Source organism: Streptomyces rubradiris, from assembly GCF_016860525.1.
Classification (GTDB): Bacteria; Actinomycetota; Actinomycetes; order Streptomycetales; family Streptomycetaceae; genus Streptomyces; species Streptomyces rubradiris.
In genome coordinates this window covers 3138031-3158019 of the sequence record NZ_BNEA01000015.1, presented here as the reverse complement: position 1 = coordinate 3158019, position 19989 = coordinate 3138031, and the positions used below count along the sequence as shown (strand labels likewise).

At 72.2% G+C, this 19989-nt stretch carries 19 protein-coding genes; 10 read left to right on the top strand and 9 right to left on the bottom strand.

Annotated elements, in window-relative coordinates:
- Positions 1-15: 15 nt before the first annotated feature.
- On the bottom strand, positions 16-840 hold the full coding sequence (locus Srubr_RS26995; RefSeq protein ID WP_189993829.1) for a purine-nucleoside phosphorylase: 825 nt from the start codon (positions 838-840) through the stop codon (positions 16-18).
- 125 nt (positions 841-965) lie between these two features.
- Positions 966-1403: a gamma-glutamylcyclotransferase gene (locus tag Srubr_RS26990; RefSeq protein ID WP_030789665.1), complete on the bottom strand. Its 438-nt coding sequence runs from the start codon at positions 1401-1403 to the stop codon at positions 966-968.
- Positions 1404-1499: 96 nt separating this feature from the next.
- Between Srubr_RS26990 and Srubr_RS26985 the strand changes: the two genes are divergently transcribed.
- Entirely contained in the window at positions 1500-2948 is a 1449-nt protein-coding gene (locus tag Srubr_RS26985; protein ID WP_189993827.1) for an NAD(P)H-quinone dehydrogenase, read from the top strand.
- Between the two features lie 167 nt (positions 2949-3115).
- Complete coding sequence (locus Srubr_RS26980; protein ID WP_455432503.1) at positions 3116-4060, top strand: DeoR/GlpR family DNA-binding transcription regulator; 945 nt, start codon at positions 3116-3118, stop codon at positions 4058-4060.
- A 159-nt stretch (positions 4061-4219) separates the two neighbouring features.
- On the opposite strand, the gene Srubr_RS26975 is transcribed toward Srubr_RS26980, so the two are convergent.
- On the bottom strand, positions 4220-5992 hold the full coding sequence (locus Srubr_RS26975) for an acetyl/propionyl/methylcrotonyl-CoA carboxylase subunit alpha (RefSeq protein ID WP_189993823.1): 1773 nt from the start codon (positions 5990-5992) through the stop codon (positions 4220-4222).
- A 379-nt stretch (positions 5993-6371) separates the two neighbouring features.
- On the opposite strand from Srubr_RS26975, the gene Srubr_RS26970 reads away from it, so the two are divergent.
- Positions 6372-6959, top strand: coding sequence for a hypothetical protein (locus Srubr_RS26970; RefSeq protein WP_373313459.1), 588 nt, complete (start codon positions 6372-6374; stop codon positions 6957-6959).
- Here Srubr_RS26970 and Srubr_RS26965 read toward each other — a convergent pair.
- The 4 genes from Srubr_RS26965 to Srubr_RS26955 form a co-directional block, all read right to left on the bottom strand.
- Positions 6931-7548 (bottom strand): Maf family protein, encoded by a 618-nt coding sequence (locus Srubr_RS26965; protein ID WP_189993821.1) that lies wholly within the window; start codon positions 7546-7548, stop codon positions 6931-6933. The two genes, Srubr_RS26970 and Srubr_RS26965, sit on opposite strands and share 29 nt — an antisense overlap.
- A gap of 32 nt (positions 7549-7580) precedes the next feature.
- Positions 7581-7709 (bottom strand): morphogenic membrane protein MmpB, encoded by a 129-nt coding sequence (mmpB, locus tag Srubr_RS41470; protein WP_268257578.1) that lies wholly within the window; start codon positions 7707-7709, stop codon positions 7581-7583.
- A gap of 84 nt (positions 7710-7793) precedes the next feature.
- Complete coding sequence (locus Srubr_RS26960) at positions 7794-8009, bottom strand: acyl-CoA carboxylase epsilon subunit (protein ID WP_189993820.1); 216 nt, start codon at positions 8007-8009, stop codon at positions 7794-7796.
- Between the two features lie 24 nt (positions 8010-8033).
- Entirely contained in the window at positions 8034-9635 is a 1602-nt protein-coding gene (locus tag Srubr_RS26955) for an acyl-CoA carboxylase subunit beta (RefSeq protein ID WP_189993818.1), read from the bottom strand.
- A 109-nt stretch (positions 9636-9744) separates the two neighbouring features.
- Here Srubr_RS26955 and Srubr_RS26950 point away from each other — a divergent pair, with 109 nt between their 5' ends.
- The 5 genes from Srubr_RS26950 (at position 9745) to hutH (ending at position 16632) form a co-directional block, all read left to right on the top strand.
- Positions 9745-10605: a biotin--[acetyl-CoA-carboxylase] ligase gene (locus tag Srubr_RS26950; protein ID WP_189993816.1), complete on the top strand. Its 861-nt coding sequence runs from the start codon at positions 9745-9747 to the stop codon at positions 10603-10605.
- 496 nt (positions 10606-11101) lie between these two features.
- Positions 11102-12217, top strand: a complete 1116-nt coding sequence (locus Srubr_RS26945) for an adenylate/guanylate cyclase domain-containing protein (protein WP_189993814.1) — start codon at positions 11102-11104, stop codon at positions 12215-12217.
- A gap of 713 nt (positions 12218-12930) precedes the next feature.
- Complete coding sequence (locus Srubr_RS26940; RefSeq protein WP_189993812.1) at positions 12931-13725, top strand: enoyl-CoA hydratase/isomerase family protein; 795 nt, start codon at positions 12931-12933, stop codon at positions 13723-13725.
- A 113-nt stretch (positions 13726-13838) separates the two neighbouring features.
- The gene (locus Srubr_RS26935) at positions 13839-14981 is read left to right on the top strand and encodes a GGDEF domain-containing protein (protein WP_189993810.1); all 1143 of its coding nucleotides are present in this window, start codon (positions 13839-13841) and stop codon (positions 14979-14981) included.
- 112 nt (positions 14982-15093) lie between these two features.
- Positions 15094-16632 (top strand): histidine ammonia-lyase, encoded by a 1539-nt coding sequence (gene hutH / locus Srubr_RS26930; RefSeq protein ID WP_189994513.1) that lies wholly within the window; start codon positions 15094-15096, stop codon positions 16630-16632.
- A 48-nt stretch (positions 16633-16680) separates the two neighbouring features.
- On the opposite strand, the gene Srubr_RS26925 is transcribed toward hutH, so the two are convergent.
- Complete coding sequence (locus tag Srubr_RS26925; RefSeq protein WP_229926612.1) at positions 16681-17475, bottom strand: hypothetical protein; 795 nt, start codon at positions 17473-17475, stop codon at positions 16681-16683.
- Between the two features lie 42 nt (positions 17476-17517).
- The gene (locus tag Srubr_RS26920) at positions 17518-17847 is read right to left on the bottom strand and encodes an LAETG motif-containing sortase-dependent surface protein (protein WP_189993808.1); all 330 of its coding nucleotides are present in this window, start codon (positions 17845-17847) and stop codon (positions 17518-17520) included.
- 109 nt (positions 17848-17956) lie between these two features.
- Here Srubr_RS26920 and Srubr_RS26915 point away from each other — a divergent pair, with 109 nt between their 5' ends.
- Both Srubr_RS26915 and Srubr_RS26910 read left to right on the top strand, forming a co-directional pair.
- Positions 17957-18301 carry a hypothetical protein gene (locus tag Srubr_RS26915; RefSeq protein ID WP_189993806.1) on the top strand — a complete coding sequence of 115 codons (345 nt, stop codon included), beginning with the start codon at positions 17957-17959 and terminating at the stop codon, positions 18299-18301.
- Between the two features lie 230 nt (positions 18302-18531).
- Positions 18532-19782 (top strand): L,D-transpeptidase, encoded by a 1251-nt coding sequence (locus Srubr_RS26910; RefSeq protein ID WP_189993804.1) that lies wholly within the window; start codon positions 18532-18534, stop codon positions 19780-19782.
- Positions 19783-19989 lie beyond the last annotated feature (207 nt).

Below are 19989 nucleotides of genomic sequence, written 5' to 3'. Positions count from 1 at the left end.
GGCGCCCGCGTCCGCTTACAGCTTGCCCAGCACCTGCGCCAGCAGCTGGCCCATCCGGGCCGCCGAGTCGCGGCCGGCCTGGAGGACCTCCTCGTGGTTGAGGGGCTCGCCGGTCATGCCCGCGGCCAGGTTGGTCACCAGGGAGATGCCCAGCACCTCGGCGCCCGCCTCGCGCGCGGCGATGGCCTCCAGGACGGTGGACATACCGACCAGGTCCGCGCCGATGACGCGGGCCATGCGGATCTCGGCCGGGGTCTCGTAGTGCGGGCCGGGGAACTGGGCGTAGACGCCCTCCTCCAGCGTGGGGTCGATCTCCTTGCACAGGGCGCGCAGGCGCGGCGAGTACAGGTCCGTCAGGTCGACGAAGTTCGCGCCGACGATCGGGGACGTCGCCGTGAGGTTGATGTGGTCGCTGATCAGCACCGGCTGGCCGGGGCGCATGCCCTCGCGCAGACCGCCGCAGCCGTTGGTGAGCACCACGGTCTTGCAGCCGGCCGCGACCGCGGTGCGCACGCCGTGCGCGACCGCCGCGACGCCACGGCCCTCGTAGTAGTGGGTGCGGCCCAGGAAGACCAGGGCGCGCTTGTCACCGAAGGAGTACGAGCGGACCTTGCCGCCGTGCCCCTCGACGGCCGGCGGCGGGAAGCCGGGCAGCTCGGTGACCTGGAACTCGGCGTCGGGGGCGCCCAGCGCGTCGACGGCCGGAGCCCAGCCGGAGCCCATCACGAGGGCGACGTCGTGGGTCTCGGCGCCGGTGAGGGCGCGCAGGCGCGCGGCGGCGGCGTCGGCGGCGGCGTAGGGGTCGCCCTGGATGTCGTCCGGAAGAAGAGATGCGTTCACGCCGATGAGGGTAACCGCTCTTCGCCTACGCGCGTAGATGACAGAGCACACGGGTTTGTGTCCGTTGCCTTGTCGTTTTCCACAAAGGGCGGACGAAACCGGAGGTAAGGGGCGGGGTGCCGGTCTCAGCAGGGGCGCTTGCGGAGTTCCATCACATAGTCGTGCGGGGCGCCCGCCGACTCCGCCGCGTCGGCGATCTCGCCCAGATAGCGCGCCGACGGCAGCCCGCCCTCGTAGCCGTTGAGGACGTAGGCCCAGGCCGGCTCCTCGCCGTCCAAGGTGTGCGCGCGCACCCGGACCCGGCGGTACAGGTCCAGCCCCACCCCTTCCCACCGGTCGAGCGACTCCTCGTCCATCGGCGCGATGTCGTACAGGCCGACGAACACCTGGGCCAGCGGGTCCTCGACGATCGTCGCCAGCGCGCCCTCCCAGCCGAGCTGCTCGCCGCCGAAGGTCAGCCGCCAGCCGTTGAGCCAGCCGGTGGCGCGCAGCGGGGAGTGCGGGGCGCGGCGGGACATCAGACGCGCGTCGAGATTGCCGGCGTAGGCGGCATAGAGCGACATGGGGAGAGGGTACGGCAGACGTCCCGCGCGCCCCGCCCGTCACAGGAGCGACCCGGCGGCGCCCCCGGGCAGTGGCACCTTGAAGCGTGCGGGACAATGGAGTACGTGACTCGGATCGTGATCATCGGTGGCGGACCCGGCGGATACGAGGCGGCCCTGGTGGCCGCCCAGCTCGGCGCGGAGGTGACCGTCGTCGACTGCGACGGTCTGGGCGGAGCGTCGGTGCTGACCGACTGCGTGCCGTCGAAGACCCTTATCGCTACGGCCGAGGTGATGACCACCTTCGACTCCTCCTACGAGGAGCTGGGGATCATCGTGGCCGACGACACCCCGCCGCTGGAGCGGTCGGCCCGGGTGGTCGGGGTGGACCTCGGCAAGGTCAACCGCCGGGTCAAGCGCCTGGCGCTCGCCCAGTCCCACGACATCACCGCGTCCGTCACGCGCGCCGGCGCCCGCGTCATGCGCGGGCGCGGCCGGCTGGAGGGCATGCAGGCCCTGGACGGGTCCCGCAAGGTCGTCGTCACCGCCGCCGACGGCACCGAGGAGACCCTCACCGCCGACGCCGTCCTCATCGCCACCGGCGGCCACCCCCGCGAGCTGCCCGACGCCCGCCCCGACGGCGAGCGCATCCTGAACTGGACCCAGGTCTACGACCTCACCGAGCTGCCGGAAGAGCTGATCGTGGTCGGCTCCGGCGTCACCGGCGCCGAGTTCGCCGGTGCCTACCAGGCCCTCGGCTCCAAGGTCACCCTGGTCTCCTCCCGCGACCGCGTGCTGCCCGGCGAGGACCCGGACGCCGCCGCCGTGCTGGAGGACGTCTTCCGGCGCCGCGGCATGAACGTCATGGCCCGCTCCCGCGCGCAGTCCGCCAAGCGCGTCGGCGACCGGGTCGAGGTGGCGCTGGCCGACGGCCGGGTCATCACCGGCACCCACTGCCTGATGGCCGTCGGCGCCATCCCGAACAGCGCGGGCCTGGGCCTGGAGGAGGCCGGCGTCAAGCTGCGCGAGTCCGGGCACATCTGGACCGACAAGGTGTCGCGCACCACCGCCCCCGGCGTCTACGCGGCCGGCGACGTGACCGGTGTCTTCGCCCTCGCCTCCGTGGCCGCCATGCAGGGGCGGATCGCCATGTACCACTTCCTGGGCGACGCGGTGGCCCCGCTGGACCTGAAGGCGGTCTCCTCCAACGTCTTCACGGACCCCGAGATCGCGACCGTCGGCTACACGCAGGCGGACGTCGACGCGGGCAAGATCGACGCGCGCGTGGTCAAGCTGCCGCTGCTGCGCAACCCGCGCGCCAAGATGCAGGGCATCCGGGACGGCTTCGTGAAGATCTTCTCCCGGCCGGGCACCGGGATCGTCGTCGGCGGTGTCGTGGTGGCGCCGCGCGCCTCGGAACTGATCCACCCCATCTCGATCGCCGTCGACAACAATATGACGGTCGAACAGATCGCGAACGCCTTCACCGTGTACCCCTCCCTTTCGGGGTCGATCGCGGAGGTCGCCCGGCAGCTGCACACCCGCAAGGCGAGCGCGGAGGGCTGACGGCTCCGGCCGGGGTTCCCGCCGGTCACGCGGGTCGGGGCGCCGACGGGTGGCGAAACCGCACCGATCGGCGCCCTATACCACTTCGCGTCCCACACTGCGAACAACTTCTGCTATTCGCCGCAAACTGCTGAAAGCAGACGGTCGCTGGGGTTACTGTCAGTTTCGTGTTCGCTGCTGAACGTCGCCAATTGATCCTCGAAATGGTGCGAGCGAACGGTGCCGTGTCGCTCCGTGAGCTCGCCCGCGTCGTCCAGACCTCCGAAGTGACCGTACGGCGGGACGTGCGCGCGCTGGAGGCAGAAGGACTCCTCGACCGCCGCCACGGCGGTGCGGTACTGCCGGGCGGGTTCACGCGGGAGTCCGGCTTCCCGCAGAAGTCGCACCTCGCGACCGCCGAGAAGACGGCCATCGCCGACCTCGCCGCCGGCCTCGTCGACGAGGGCGAGGCCATCGTGGTCGGGGCCGGTACGACCACGCAGGAGCTGGCCCGCCGCCTCGCGCGCGTGCCGGGCCTGACGGTCGTCACCAACTCCCTGCTGGTGGCCCAGGCGCTCGCCCACGCCAACCGGGTGGAGGTCGTGATGACCGGGGGCACCCTGCGCGGCTCCAACTACGCCCTCGTCGGCTCCGGCGCCGAGCAGTCCCTCCAGGGGCTGCGCGTCTCCAGGGCCTTCCTCTCCGGAAGCGGCCTGACCGCCGAACGCGGCCTGTCCACCTCCAACATGCTCTCGGCATCCGTCGACCGGGCCCTCGTCCAGGCCGCCGCGGAGGTCGTGGTCCTCGCCGACCACACCAAGCTCGGCACGGACACGATGTTCCAGACCGTGCCGACGGACCTGATCACCCGCCTGGTCACCGACGAGCCCCCGCCCCACGACGACCGCGCGGTCACCGAACTGCAGGCCCTCGCCGACCAGGGCGTCCAGATCGCCGTTGCGGGGGCGAGCGGAAACCCGGGGGGTGACCAGGTCCCGGCGGGCCGCCGCACCTCCCTGCCGGGACCCCGCAGGAGTCACGTACCGGGCGCCTCCCCGCTCCGCTCCACCACGGCGCTGCCCGAACCGACCCCGGCCGAACGCGGGCGCGTGGCGGATCTCCGACGGCGCTGACCGGCCCGGACGGCGAGGCCGCGGACGACGGTGGCCAGGGTGTGCGCCGCCGCCGCGCCGGGGCGGAGCGCCCCGGAACGCGGCCGGCCCCCGGCGACGTGCGCCAGGGGCCGACTCGGTTCACCGCCGTACGGCTGCGGTTCAGTCCTCGATCTCGGTTCAGTCCTTGATCTCGCAGATGGCGGCGCCGGAGGTGAGGGAGGCGCCGACTTCGGCGGTCAGGCCCTTGATGGTGCCGGCCTTGTGGGCGTTGAGGGGCTGTTCCATCTTCATGGCCTCCAGGACGACGACGAGGTCGCCTTCCTTGACTTCCTGGCCCTCCTCGACGGCGATCTTGACGATGGTGCCCTGCATGGGAGAGGTCAGGGTGTCGCCGGAGGCGACGGGGCCGGACTTCTTCGCCGCGCGCCGCTTGGGCTTGGCCCCGGCCGCGAGGCCGGTACGGGCCAGGCTCATGCCCAGGGACGCCGGGAGGGAGACCTCCAGGCGCTTGCCGCCGACCTCGACCACGACCGTCTCGCGGGCCGACTCCTCGTCGGTCTCGGCATCGGCCGGGGCGGTGAAGGGCTTGATGTCGTTGACGAACTCGGTCTCGATCCACCGGGTGTGGACCGTGAACGGCTCGTCGGAGCCGGTCAGTTCGGGGGCGAAGGCGGGGTCGGTGACGACCTTGCGGTGGAAGGGAATGGCGGTGGCCATGCCCTCGACACGGAACTCCTCCAGCGCGCGGGCGGCCCGCTCAAGGGCCTCCTTGCGGGTGCGGCCGGTCACGATCAGCTTGGCCAGCAGCGAGTCCCAGGCCGGGCCGATCACACTGCCTGCCTCGACACCGGCGTCCAGCCGCACACCGGGGCCGGAAGGTGCCTCGAAGGTGGTGACGGTGCCGGGGGCGGGCAGGAAGCCCCGGCCCGGGTCCTCGCCGTTGATCCGGAACTCGAAGGAGTGACCGCGCAGCACCGGGTCGTCGTAGCCCAGTTCCTCACCGTCGGCGATGCGGAACATCTCGCGCACGAGGTCGATGCCGGCGACCTCCTCGGTGACCGGGTGCTCGACCTGTAGGCGGGTGTTGACCTCCAGGAAGGAGATCGTGCCGTCCTGCCCGACGAGGAACTCACACGTGCCCGCGCCCTCGTAACCGGCCTCCTTCAGGATGGCCTTCGACGCCCGGTACAGCTCCGCCATCTGTTCCTCGGACAGGAACGGGGCGGGGGCTTCCTCGACCAGTTTCTGGTGGCGGCGCTGCAGGGAGCAGTCACGGGTGGAGACCACGACGACGTTGCCGTGCTTGTCGGCCAGGCACTGCGTCTCCACGTGCCGCGGCCGGTCCAGGTACCGCTCGACGAAGCACTCGCCACGCCCGAACGCGGCGACCGCCTCGCGGACGGCGGAGTCGTAGAGTTCGGGGACTTCTTCGAGGGTGCGGGCGACCTTCAGGCCGCGCCCGCCGCCGCCGAAGGCGGCCTTGATCGCGATCGGCAGGCCGTGCTCGCGGGCGAAGGCCACGACCTCCTCCGCACCCGACACCGGGTCGGGTGTACCGGCGACCAGGGGGGCGCCGGCACGCTGGGCGATGTGGCGGGCGGCGACCTTGTCACCCAGGTCGCGGATCGCCTGCGGCGGCGGGCCGATCCAGATCAGCCCGGCGTCCAGCACGGCCTGCGCGAACTCGGCGTTCTCGGACAGGAAGCCGTAGCCGGGGTGGATCGCGTCCGCGCCGGACTCGCGGGCGGCGTTCAGGATCTTGTCGATGACGAGATAGCTGGTGGCCGGGGTGTCACCGCCCAGGGCGAACGCCTCATCCGCGGCGCGGACATGCAGAGCGTCCCGGTCCGGGTCGGCGTAGACGGCCACGCTCGCGATCCCGGCGTCCCGGCAGGCCCGGGCCACGCGGACAGCGATTTCGCCACGGTTGGCGATGAGCACCTTGCGCACGATTGAGGCTCCCTCCTTGAAACAAGCCGAGTTTAGGGACTGCCGACACGGCACTTCGACCCGTCCCCAATGGTGAGCTTGCCCACACGGAGCGTGATCCGAGGCTCGCCCGACCAGAGAAAGCCCATGTCGCACCTGGGTACGCAGGACTCCTGGGGGAAACCCTAGCCCCGCCATGTGGTCAAGGTCTCTGTGCGGGCGTGCTGCGGCCCACTCCGATTCTTTGTCGAGTCCCTACGAATGGCCCAATGATTCTTTGCTTCGGTCGGAACCCTTGTCCCGTGGTTTACCCGTTAGTAGCGTGCCCGGTGTCTCGGACGTACCTGGGGTAACAGGCTGTCGGCGTGAGAGTGGGTGGGGCCCGGTGGTACGCAGACCGGTGGCATGGGTCGTGGCGGTCGTCCTCCTCGTGGAGGCGCTGTCCGTCGTGGCGGTGAACTGGCTCCTCGGCGTCGTCGTCGACCGGCAGAAGATGTCCCTGGCCGGCCTCGACCCCGACGTCATGGCGACGTCTTCGAAGGTCGGCGGAGTCGTCTTCGGGCTCTACTTCGCGCTGTGCGCGCTGGTGGCGGCGGTCGTCGCGGTGCGCGACCGTGCCCCGGCCGGCTTCGGCCGTGTGGTGCTGATCAGCGCGGCCGTGGTGCACGCCCTGCTCGGCGCGTTCGCCTGGGGACTGTTCGGCGTGGCCGCGTTCGTGTTCATGGTCGCCGTCCTCGGGCTGATCGTGCTGCTCCTGATGACGTACGACCGTGCGGCGGGCCCGCAGGGCGCGGTCCCCGGCGGCACGCCCGGGCCGGGGGCCGGGCCGGCGGCGGGTCCCGAGCCGGGTGCGGAACCCGTCGACGGGGACGCGCCGGCGGACCGTACGCACGGACCTCAGGACGGCGACGAGGAACCCCAGGACGCCGTCCCGCCGCAGGGCTCCGCCCACGCCCGGGTCAGCGCTCCGGCGCCCACAACTCCGTGATGCCGACGCCCAGTTCCGCCAGCAGCCGGCGGATCAGGGGCAGGCTGATGCCGATCACGTTGCCGTGGTCGCCGTCGATGCCGTCGATGAACGGTGCCGAACGGCCGTCCAGGGTGAAGGCCCCGGCCACGTGGAGGGGCTCCCCGGAGGCCACGTAGGCGGCGATCTCGGCGTCGCTGGGCTCACCGAACCGGACGACGGTGGAGGCGGTCGCCGACACGTACCGCTTGGCCTCCGTGTCCCACACGCAGTGCCCCGTCTGGAGCACCCCCGCCCGTCCGCGCATGTTCTTCCAGCGGGCGGTGGCCTCCTCGGCATCGGCCGGCTTGCCGAGCGCCTTGCCGTCCAGCTCCAGCACCGAGTCGCAGCCGATCACCAGGGCGCCCTGCACCTCGGGCCGCGCCGCGACCACCGAGGCCTTCGCCTCGGCCAGGGCGAGCGCCAGCTCCGCCGGGGTGGGCGCGGTGACGGCGTCCTCGTCGACGCCGCTCACGATGACCTCGGGGTCGAATCCGGCCTGCCGGAGCAGGCCCAGCCGGGCGGGGGACTGGGAGGCGAGCACGAGTCGCCTGCGGCGATTGGCAGTCATGCGGTCAGGTTAGCCACGGTGCGCCGGGCGGCTCACCTCAGGCCGATCACGATCATCGCCAGGATCATGGCCAGCGCCATGAGGAGACCGAGCCGCCGGAGCATGTTCTGCGCCTCGCGCAGTTCCTCGGGCGGCTCGTTCTCCGGATCTGACCACAGCATGCCCCCCAGCGTGCGGCCGGACCGGGTACGGGTGCCTGAGTAGGCGTACTCAATTCGGCACCCGGGGTTCCGGTCGGCGGGCGGTCAGCCCCGGCCCGGCCAGTAGGTGCGCGTCCACGACGCCGGGCCCGGCGCCGGGACGTGCCGGGCGGCGACGCGGGCCGGGTCGGACCACGCGTCCCGCGGGCCCCGCGCGCCGGACGGCGCGGCGGCCGCCGCCGCGGCGCGGGCGCGGACCACCGCCAGGGCGGCGGCCAGCTCCTCCGGGGTCGGGTTGCCTCGTACGACCTTGATGTTCATGACCGCTCCCGGGGTCGGCGGGGCCTACAGGGGGATGTTGCCGTGCTTCTTCGGAGGCAGGGATTCCCGCTTGGTGCGCAGCTGACGCAGGCCGCGGACGATGTGCGCGCGGGTGTCGGACGGCATGATCACCGCGTCGACGTAACCGCGCTCGGCCGCGACGTAGGGGTTGAGGAGGGTGTCCTCGTACTCCTGGATCAGGCGGGCCCGGGTGGCCTCGGCGTCGTCCGCTTCGGCGATGGTGCGGCGGTGCAGGATGTTGACCGCGCCCTGGGCGCCCATGACGGCGATCTGGGCGGTGGGCCACGCCAGGTTGAGGTCGGCGCCCAGGTGCTTGGAGCCCATGACGTCGTAGGCGCCGCCGAAGGCCTTGCGGGTGATGACGGTGATCAGCGGGACGGTGGCCTCGGCGTAGGCGTAGATCAGCTTGGCGCCGCGCCGGATGATGCCCTCGTGCTCCTGGCCGACGCCGGGCAGGAAGCCGGGGACGTCCACGAAGGTCAGCACCGGGATGTTGAAGGCGTCGCAGGTGCGCACGAAGCGGGCGGCCTTCTCGGAGGCGGCGATGTCCAGGCAACCGGCGAACTGCATCGGCTGGTTGGCGACGACGCCGACCGGGTGGCCCTCGACCCGGCCGAAGCCGGTGAGGATGTTCGGCGCGAACAGGGCCTGCGTCTCGAAGAACTCGGCGTCGTCCAGGACGTGCTCGATCACCGTGTGCATGTCGTACGGCTGGTTGGCGCTGTCGGGGACGAGCGTGTCCAGCTCGCGGTCCTCGTCGGTGACGGAGAGGTCCGCCTCCTCGGGGAAGACCGGGGGCTCGGAGAGGTTGTTGGACGGCAGGTACGACAGCAGCTGCTTGACGTACTCGACGGCGTCCTTCTCGTCGCCGGCCATGTGGTGGGCCACGCCGGAGGCGGTGTTGTGGGTGCGGGCGCCGCCCAGCTCCTCGAAGCCGACGTCCTCGCCGGTGACGGTCTTGATGACGTCCGGGCCGGTGATGAACATGTGCGAGGTCTGGTCGACCATGACGGTGAAGTCGGTGATGGCCGGGGAGTAGACCGCGCCGCCCGCGCAGGGGCCGACGACCAGACTGATCTGCGGGATGACGCCGGAGGCGTGGGTGTTGCGGCGGAAGATCTCGCCGTAGGCGCCGAGGGAGGCGACGCCTTCCTGGATGCGGGCGCCGCCGGAGTCGTTGATGCCGATGACGGGGCAGCCGGTCTTCAGGGCGAAGTCCATCACCTTGACGATCTTCTGGCCGTAGACCTCGCCGAGGGCGCCGCCGAAGACGGTGAAGTCCTGGGAGAAGACGGCGACCGGGCGGCCGTCGACGGTGCCGTAGCCGGTGACCACGCCGTCGCCGTAGGGGCGGTTGGCGTCCAGGCCGAAGTTCGTCGAGCGGTGCCGGGCGAACTCGTCCAGCTCGACGAACGATCCCTCGTCCAGCAGCAGTTCGATCCGCTCACGGGCCGTCAGCTTGCCCTTGGCGTGCTGCTTTTCGACGGCGCGTTCCGAACCGGCGTGCGTCGCCTCGTGGATGCGCCGCTGGAGATCCGCGAGCTTCCCCGCGGTCGTGTGAATGTCGATCCCTTGGATCTCGTGACGCTCTTCCGGCTCGGACATCGGGATGCGGCTCCCTGCCTGCTCAAAAGGGGGACGGTTACTCATTCGAAGAGTAGTGGTGGGGCTGCCGATCAGCAGTGCGTCGTTTACCACACCTAGGGTGGCTTGCATGACGCCGCAGAATCCATCAGACGACAGCCGCTGGTCCGACCTCGAACGCCCACCCCTGAACGCCGCCGCGCTGCGGCGCGGGCTGGTCCGGGACGGGGGCCTGTACCGGGACATCGAGGTGGTGCCGCGCACCGGTTCCACCAACTCCGACCTCGTGGCGCGGGCCGCCGCCGGGGAGGTCGAGGAGGGGGTGGTACTGGTCGCGGAGGAGCAGACGGACGCGCGGGGGCGGCTGGACCGGCGGTGGAGCGCGCCGCCGCGGTCCGGGCTGTTCTTCTCCGTGCTGCTCAGGCCCCGTGAGGTGCCGGTGGCACGGTGGGGGTGGCTGCCGCTGCTGACCGGGGTCGCGGTGGCGACCGGGCTGGCGCGGGCGGCGGGCGTCGACACGGCGCTCAAGTGGCCGAACGACCTGCTGGTGACCGTCGGCGGCGAGGAGCGCAAGGCCGGGGGGATCCTCGTGGAGCGGGCCGGGGACGACGGGGTCGTCATCGGCGTCGGCGTCAACGTCAGCCTGCGGTCGGACGAGCTGCCGGTTCCGCGGGCGGGGTCGCTGGCGCTGGCCGGGGCGGCGGGGACGGACCGGGATCCGCTGCTGCGGGCGGTGCTGCGGGCGCTGGAGGACTGGTACGGGCGGTGGCGGGCGGCGGGGGGTGATCCCTCGGTGTGCGGGTTGCAGGAGACGTACACGGCCGGGTGCGCCACGCTCGGGCGGACGGTCCGGGCGGAGTTGCCCGGGGACCGTTCGGTGGTGGGGGAGGCCGTGGCGCTGGACGGGGACGGGCGGTTGGTCATCGCCACGGGGGAAGGGGTACGGGAGCCGGTGGGGGCGGGGGACATCGTTCATCTGCGTCCCGCGTGACCCTGGCCTGGGGCTAGGCGGGGACGTAGCTTCGGTGCCTGCGGCGCCTGCGTTGTGGTTCCCGTGCGTGGTGTCTCGGGTGCTGGTGGGGGGCCTGATGCCTGCGGCGCTTGTGCGGGTGCGTTGTGGTTCCCGCTCGTGTCGACGCGCCGACCGCTGCGGGCGGACACCCCCGACACGTTCCTTTCCCGCCGTGCGCGGCCTCCCCGCCGTCTCGCGTCGAGGCCGACGGCGACCGGGGCGCCCCAAAGGGGCGCGGGGAACTGCGCGACCGGCCATGGCCGGCCCGCGGTCGGCGGCGTCGGGAGCCACCTCGGACCCGGTCCGTCCAGGGGTTCGGGGGCGGAGCCCCGTGGCCTCGGCACTGATGCCGGTGGGTGTGACCGGTGCGGGAAGGGTCCTCTCGGTCCAACCCGACGGAGTGAGCTGGCGCACACCTGCCGTAGAGTTGAGGCCGGTCGATACCTGACCGCGGCAGATCGGAAGGGCAGCAGGCGTGACCGTCGACGACACGGGCTCCGGCGCTGGCGGGGACGGCCGGGTGGATCCCCACGCCCCCGACAACGGCGAGGACCCGCTGGCCCTGCGGCTCGAACAGCTCATCCTGGGTGCCGAGCGCCGTTACACGCCGTTCCAGGCGGCCCGTAGCGCCGGTGTCTCCATGGAGCTGGCGTCCCGGTTCTGGCGGGCCATGGGGTTCGCGGACATAGGGCAGGCCAAGGCCCTCACCGAGGCCGACGTGCTGGCCCTGCGGCGGCTCGCCGGTCTGGTGGAGGCGGGGCTGCTCAGCGAGGCCATGGCGGTGCAGGTGGCCCGGTCCACCGGGCAGACCACGGCCCGGCTGGCCGAGTGGCAGATCGACTCGTTCCTGGAGGGGCTGACCGAGCCCCCGGAGCCGGGCATGACCCGTACCGAGGTGACGTACCCGCTGGTCGAGCTGCTGTTGCCGGAGCTGGAGGAGTTCCTGGTCTACGTCTGGCGCCGCCAGCTCGCCGCCGCCACCGGCCGGGTCGTGCAGGCCGCCGACGACGAGGAGATGGTCGACCGCCGGCTCGCCGTCGGCTTCGCCGACCTCGTCGGTTTCACCCGGCTCACCCGCCGGATGGAGGAGGAGGAGCTGGGCGAGCTGGTCGAGGCCTTCGAGACCACCGCCGCCGACCTGGTCGCCGCCCGTGGCGGCCGGCTGATCAAGACCCTCGGTGACGAGGTGCTGTACGCGGCGGACGACGCCGGTGTGGCCGCCGACATCGCGCTGCGCCTGGTGGAGACGCTGGCGAACGACGAGACGATGCCCGAACTGCGGGTCGGCATGGCCTTCGGCACGGTGACCACCCGGATGGGTGATGTGTTCGGTACGACGGTCAACCTCGCCTCCCGGCTGACCTCGATAGCGCCCCGGGACGCCGTCCTGGTGGACAGCGCCTTCGCCGAGGAGCTGATCCGCACCGGTGAGGCGCCCGTCTCCGAGGCGGAGGCCGCGGCGGCCGAGAAGGAGGGCGAGGAGACGCCCTCGTACCGTTTCGCCCTTCAGCCGATGTGGCAGCGGCCGGTGCGCGGGCTCGGTGTCGTCGAGCCGTGGCTGCTCACCCGTCGTGAGGGTCAGTCCTCCTGACCGCGTTCGCCGGGTCACCCGGTACGTCCACGCAGAGGGCGATCACGGGCAGGCACAGCCCGGCCGGTGCCGGGGCCATCCTGTCCGGGGTTGGGGTTGGGGTTGGGGTGGGGGGCGCGGTCGCTGTCGGGGGTGGCGGTGGCGGCTCGGGGGGCCTGAGGGTGGGTGCCTTCGGCCTGGGGCGCGTGGTGGTGCTGGTGGTGTGCCGGGGCGTTGGAGGTGTCGGCGTCGTCCGGCGTGCCCGGGGTGTGGGCGGGGGTGTCGACCGTCGTGCGGTGGCGGTCGGGGATGTCGGCGGTGCTGTTCCGGTGACCGGGACCGGGCGGGGGGCTGCCCTGGTCGTGCCGGGGGTTTGAGGGGTGGGGTCCGGTGTGATGCGGACCAGGGCGAGGAGGGCCGCGGCCAGGGTCAGGCCGGCGGCGGTGAGCAGCAGGCGGCGGGGGCGGGGCTTGCGGTGCCGGCCGCGGCGTGCGCCCGGCGCGCTCGCCGGCGTGTGCTCCCCCTGCGTGCCGGACCGTACAGGTGTCGATGGCATGGTTCCCTCCCCGCCGCGCGCCATGGCCAGCGCACGCTATGCGCTGCCGTGGGCGGTGTGCGGGGGGACGGCCGGGATGTCACTCGAACGGGTGTGGCCCCCCGGTCTTTTCCGGGATCGGGTACGGCTGCGATGATCGGTCCCACAGTGTGTTAACCCGCGTTAACCGGAGGGTGTCATGAGCGAGGAGCGGTACGGGGAGTTCGTGCTGGTGCGGCGGCACGGGCACGTCGCGGAGCTGGTGCTGGACCGGCCCAAGGCGATGAACGCCGTCTCCACGGAGATGGCCCGCTCCCTCGCGGGCGCGTGCGCCGCGCTCGCCGGTGACCCCGCCGCGCGGGTGGTCGTGCTGACCTCGTCGCACGAACGGGCGTTCTGCGTCGGGGCGGACCTGAAGGAGCGGAACTCCTTCACCGACGCCGACCTGGTCCGGCAGCGGCCGGTGGCGCGGGCGGCGTACACCGGGGTGCTGGAGCTGCCGATGCCGACGATCGCCGCGGTGCACGGCTTCGCGCTGGGCGGCGGTTTCGAACTGGCCCTGTCCTGCGACCTGATCGTGGCCGACCGTACGGCCGTGGTGGGGCTGCCGGAGGTGTCCGTGGGCGTGATCCCGGGCGGCGGCGGTACGCAGCTGCTGCCCCGGCGGGTCGGGGCCGCGCGGGCCGCCGAGCTGATCTTCTCGGCCCGGCGGGTGGAAGCGGCGGAGGCCGCCCGGCTGGGGCTGGTGGACCAGGTGGTGGAGGAGGGCCGGGACCGCGAGGAGGCGCTGGCGCTCGGGGAGCGGATCGCCGGGAACTCGCCGGTGGGGCTGCGGGCCGCCAAGCGGGCGCTGCGGCTGGGCCACGGGCTGGATCTGCGGGCCGGTCTGGAGGTCGAGGACGCGGCATGGCGTTCGGTGGCCTTCTCGGGCGATCGCGCGGAGGGCGTGGCCGCCTTCAACGAGAAGCGCAAGCCGGAGTGGCCGGGGGCGTAAAGGGGGGCCGGGCAGCTGGCCGGGGGCGTGAAGGGGGCCGGGCAGGTGTGGGCCGGCCACCTGATCGCCGCATCGATGTCCCTTGTGTCCCCATTACTCCCTAACCTGGAGTAATGGGTGAGGACAAGCGGCTCGCCGCGGTCGTGGCGCTGGCTCAGGGCATGGCGGCGGCGCACACCCCCCGGGAGTGCTGGCAGGCCGCCGCCCTCGGCGCCTGTCACGCGCTGGACGGCAGCTTCGCCGCGCTGTCGGTCTGGGAGCGCGAGCTGGGCCGGCTCCGGGTCCTCGTGAACGTGGGGGACCGGGCCGCGGACGAGGAGGAGTTCCCGGAGGCCGAGACCTACCCGGTGCACCAGTTCCCGGAGATCACCGAGTTCCTGCACGAGCGGTGGGCCGGCGGCGAGGGGCCCAACGCCTGGGTGGAGACCGCCGAGGGCGCCGCCGCCGGTACCGCCGGGTACTTCCACCAGCGGGTCACGGCCCTGCGCCGCCGGGGGCGCGGGTGCTGTGTCGTCGCCCCCGTCGTGCTGCACGGCCGGGCCTGGGGCGAGCTGTACGTGGCCCGCGCGGCCGGAGCGCCGGTGTTCGCGCGGGCCGACTCCGACTTCGCCACCGTGCTCGCCGCCGTCGTGGCCGCCGGCATCGCGCAGACCGAGCGGCTGGAGGAGGCCCGCCGGCTCGCGTACACCGACGCCCTCACCGGCCTGGCCAACCGCCGGGCCGTGGACGTGTGCCTGGAGGAGGCCGTCGAGCGGCACCGCGCGGAGGGCGCGGTGGTCAGCCTGGTCGTCTGCGACCTCAACGGGCTCAAGCGGGTCAACGACACCCTCGGGCACGCCGTCGGCGACCGGCTGCTGGAGCGTTTCGGCTCGGTGCTGTCGCTGTGCGGGGCGATGGTGCCGGGCGCGCTGGTCGCCCGGCTCGGCGGTGACGAGTTCTGTCTGGTCGCGGTGGGGCCGCCCGCCGACGACGTGGTCAAGGCGGCGGACGAGCTGTGCCGCCGGGCCGGGGAGCTGGAGCCGGGGGAGGGGGTGGCGTGCGGGGTCGCCTCGACCGCGGAGGCGATCGGCGAGGTGCGCGACGCCCGGCGGCTGTTCCGGCTCGCGGACGCCGCCCAGTACCGGGCCAAGGCGCTGCGCCTGGACCGGCCGGTGGTGGCCGGCCGGGAGGGGCCCGGTGATCCGGTCGTCCGGCTGGCCGACGCGCCGCCGCCCTCGCGCGCCGAGCGGCGCCGGTTCCGCGGGCGCCGGCCGTGACACCCGGGGAGGCGCCGGCCGTGAGGCGAAACCCACACCCTGAGGTAAGGGGTGACTCCGGCGCCCACTAGTGACACCACCGCATTCAATGCGTACGCTCCTGAATATGGATATGCACACTGTGGTGGTGGGGACGTCCGGGGTCACGGCGTCCGACGTTCTCGCCGTGGCGCGCGGCGGTGCCCGCATCGAGCTGTCGGCCCAGGCGGTGGCGGCCCTCGCGGCGGCCCGGGAGATCGTGGACGCGCTGGCGGCCAAGCCCGACCCGGTCTACGGCGTCTCCACCGGCTTCGGCGCCCTGGCGACCCGGCACATCAGCCCGGAGCTGCGCGCCCAGTTGCAGCGCAACATCGTCCGCTCGCACGCCGCCGGCATGGGCCCCCGGGTGGAGCGCGAGGTCGTACGGGCCCTGATGTTCCTGCGGCTGAAGACCGTCTGCTCGGGGCACACCGGGGTGCGGCCCGAGGTCGCGCAGACCATGGCCGACGTGCTGAACGCCGGGATCACCCCGGTCGTGCACGAGTACGGCTCCCTGGGCTGCTCCGGCGACCTGGCCCCGCTGTCCCACTGCGCGCTCACCCTCATGGGCGAGGGCGAGGCGGAGGGCCCCGACGGGCGCGTCCGGCCCGCGGGCGAGCTGCTCGCCGAGCACGGCATCCGGCCCGTCGAGCTGCGCGAGAAGGAGGGCCTGGCCCTGCTCAACGGCACCGACGGCATGCTCGGCATGCTGGTCATGGCCCTCGCCGACCTGGACACCCTCTACAAGTCCGCCGACGTCACCGCCGCCCTCACCCTGGAGGCACTGCTCGGCAGCGACAAGGTCCTCGCGCCCGAGCTGCACGCCATCCGCCCGCACCCCGGTCAGGGCGCCAGCGCCGCCAACATGCTCGCCGTGCTGAAGGGCTCGGGGCTCACCGGGCACCACCAGGACGACGCCCCGCGCGTCCAGGACGCCTACTCCGTGCGCTGCGCCCCGCAGGTCGCCGGCGCCGGACGCGACACCGTCGCGCACGCCCGCCTGGTCGCCGACCGGGAGCTCGCCTCCGCCGTGGACAACCCCGTGGTGCTGCCCGACGGGCGGGTGGAGTCCAACGGCAACTTCCACGGCGCGCCGGTGGCCTATGTGCTGGACTTCCTCGCCATCGCCGCCGCCGACCTCGGCTCCATCGCCGAGCGCCGCACCGACCGGCTGCTGGACAAGAACCGCAGCCACGGCCTGCCGCCGTTCCTCGCCGACGACGCCGGTGTGGACTCCGGGCTGATGATCGCCCAGTACACGCAGGCCGCGCTGGTCAGCGAGCTGAAGCGGCTCGCCGTACCGGCCTCCGCGGACTCCATCCCGTCCTCCGCCATGCAGGAGGACCACGTCTCCATGGGCTGGTCGGCCGCGCGCAAGCTGCGCACCGCCGTGGACAACCTCACCCGGATCATCGCCATCGAGCTCTACGCGGCCACCCGCGCCATCGAGCTGCGCGAGGGACTCGTCCCGGCGCCCGCCACGCGGGCCGTCATCGACGCCGTGCGCGCCGCGGGCGTGCGGGGCCCGGGCCCGGACCGGTTCCTGGCGCCCGACCTGGCCGCCGCCGACGCCTTCGTGCGCGGCGGGGAACTGGTGGCGGCCGTGGAGAAGGTCACCGGCCCGCTCCAGTGAACGACGGCGGGGCCCCGGCCGGGGCCCCGCCGCATGGATGACACACCGTCACTTCAGCTTGGCGGCCTGCGCCTTCACGACGGCGGCGGAGACCGTGTAGGGCTTCTTGGTCATCATCGCGCCGATGTTGACCGTGGTGTACACCGCGAGGGTCCTGCCGTGCCGCACCACCTCGGAGTGCAGCGGCAGGGCGCCGTCCTCGCCTTCCTCGTCGGTCGCGGTGAAGGCCACCGACGCGTCACCCACGCCGGACGACTTCTCCTCGGCGACCTTGGTGAACTTGCCCTTCTCGCCGTCCTGTTCGCCGGAGAAGCCGCCCGCGCACGCCTTGACCGCGTCCTTGACCGAGGCCAGGGCCCGCTCGGCGCCGTCCCCGTCGTACGAGGCCAGGGTGACCACCGTGACGTCCAGGTCCATGGCCTTGCTGAACTCGTCCTTGAGGGCGCCCTCGGTCAGGTCCTCCGGGGAGCTGGGCGCGCCGGTGGGGGCCTTGTTCTCCTGCGTGGCCATGCGGCTGGTGTTCGCCGCCGGGGTGCCGGGCGCGATGCCGGTGAAGGCCTGGAGCACCGGCTCGCACTTGGCGTCCCCGGCCTTGACCTTGGAGCGGTCCGGGACGCCGCCCTCCACCGGACCGACCTCGTGCCCGGGCACGTCCCCCTTGGCGATGACCAGCTTCTGCAACTCCGCCGCGCTCAGCGTCTTCGCGGCCGGCTTCGCGGCGTCCTTGCCCGAGGCGTTCCCCGAGCCCTTCGACTTCTCGTCGCCACAACCCGTGACGAGGGCGAGCGACAGCACGCTCACAGCTGCGGTGGCGCACAGCCGCACGCCCGATGATCTCTTCATGAGCGAACTATGTGCGGACTGTCAAGACTTAGTCAAGACAAATCAAAAACCCGTACGTTCGCGACGCACCGAATACACGACGAAACCGGCGCCCACCGCGAGGAACAGGCTCCCGCCGATGACGTACGGGGTGGTGTCGAAGCCGCCGGTGTCGGCCAGTTCGGCCTCCACGGCCGTCCGGTCCGTGCCCGCGGCCGGCGCCGACACCGCTCTGGCCTGCGCGACGTGCGCGACCCGGGTGGGCGTCGAGGCGGTCGCCGTCTCTCTCGCGGGGGTGTTCTGCGAGGCGTTCGCGGACGGGACGAACCACAGTGCGCACAGGAGGGTGCCCGCGGCGGTGGCGGTCAGCAACGGGCGGCGAGCGGATGACACGGAATATCGATCCCCTTGTGACGCTGGCGAATTGGCCGTGTGGGGCGATGTTAGTGAAAGGCGCGGGTCACGGGAAAGTCACGGGAGGTTTCGGCCGTACGCTCCCGTCATGAGCGCAGAAGAGACATCACGTTTTGTGCGGCTTCGGGTGGAGCTGGTGCTGGAGGTGCAGGACGAGGACGAGGTGACCAAGGCCGCGCTGGGCCGCCTCGCCGGGGACACCGGGCTGCCGGAGGCGGAACGGGCGCACGCCGAGTCCGCTGTGACGGAAGACACCGCGGAGGCCCTGGCCTATCTCGTGGATCCGTTCGACCTGGTCAGCGAGGTGCCCGGGGTGGAGCTCCAGCAGGCGTCCTGGTCCACCGAGCGCGTCGACTACGACCCCGATTCGCCCGAGTGGGACCTGGACGAGGATGATGGGGACGACGACGAGGAAGAGGACGGCATCGGCTGAGCGTCCCGGGGCACCCAGGGCCCCGGACGGCACCCGCCGTCCGGGGTTTTCGTCGTCCCAGGGGACGTACGGACCGGTGTCCGGCCCACCCGTGACGAAGGAGCGCGCCGCGGACGTGGGATGCCCCACAGATCCACGGGGCGGGAACGGGACGAACCGGCCGTAGCGTTGATGGTTCTTGACGGGGGACTCGGGGTTTTCGCGACTCGGCAACGATGGAGAAGCTTGTGATGACGGACAGTAAGCGGCGCGGGCGCCTGGCGGCCGCTTCCGCTCTGCTCGGCGGTGTGCTGGTGCTCACGGCGTGTTCCGGCGGCGACGCCGACGCCTCCGGCAGCGGTGACGGCGACACCTCGCAGGCCAAGGTCGACGAGGCGGCGGCCAAGAAGTCCTCCGAGGCGCAGATCACGATCACGCCGAAGGACGGCTCCGCCAACGCGTCGATCAACAACTCCGCCGCCGTCACGGTGAGCAAGGGCACCCTGACCGGCGTCACCATGACCACCCAGGACGGCAAGCCCGTCGCCGGGCAGCTGGCCGCCGACAGCAAGAGCTGGAAGCCCAGCACCCCGCTGGAGCGGTCCACCACCTACAAGGTCGCCGCGGAGGCCAAGGACTCCGAGGGCCGCATAGCCCACGAGAACGCCTCCTTCACCACGGTCTCCCCGGCCAACAGCTTCATCGGCACCTTCACCCCGGACAACGGCTCCACGGTCGGTGTCGGCATGCCCGTGTCGATCAACTTCGACAAGGCGATCACCAACAAGGCGGCCGTGCAGAAGGGCATCACGGTCAGCTCCAGCAGCGGCCAGGAGGTCGCCTGCCACTGGTTCAACGCCAACCGCATGGACTGCCGCCCCGAGGAGTACTGGAAGGAAGGCTCCACCGTCACCCTGAAGCTGGCGCTCGACGGCGTCCAGGGCGCGAGCGGTGTCTACGGCGTCCAGCAGAAGACGGTCACCTTCCACATCGGCCGCAACCAGGTCTCCTACGTCGACGCGAAGACCAAGCAGATGAAGGTCACGCAGGACGGCAAGGTCGTCAAGACCATCCCGATCTCCGCCGGCTCCCCCGACAACAAGACGTACGAGGGGCAGATGGTGATCTCCGAGAAGTTCAAGCAGACCCGCATGAACGGCGCCACGGTCGGCTTCACCGACGACGACGGCAAGGGCGAGTACGACATCAAGGACGTGCCGCACGCCATGCGCCTGACCACCTCGGGCACCTTCATCCACGGCAACTACTGGGGCGCGCCGTCGGTGTTCGGCAGCGCCAACACCAGCCACGGCTGCGTCGGCCTGCGGGACGCGAAGGGCGCGAACGACCCGAGCACGCCGGCGGCCTGGTTCTACAACAGCACGCTGATCGGTGACGTCGTGGTCGTCCAGAACACCGGCGACAAGACCGTCTCGCCGGACAACGGCCTCAACGGCTGGAACATGGACTGGGCGCAGTGGAAGGCCGGTTCGGCCGTCTGACGCTCCGTCACCACTGCGCGCGATGCCGCTCCTCCGGGGGCGGCATCGTTCGTTGTCGGCCCATAACACCCTTTGGTTCCAAGGGACTTCGCGGTTGTGTAACGGTGTCCCGGACGGCACGTAACATTTTCCTGTCGTGCTTTCTCACGGTTCTCTCATCTATTGAGTGCCTGATCGCCTCCCGGAATACTGCGGTGCCCGGGAGGC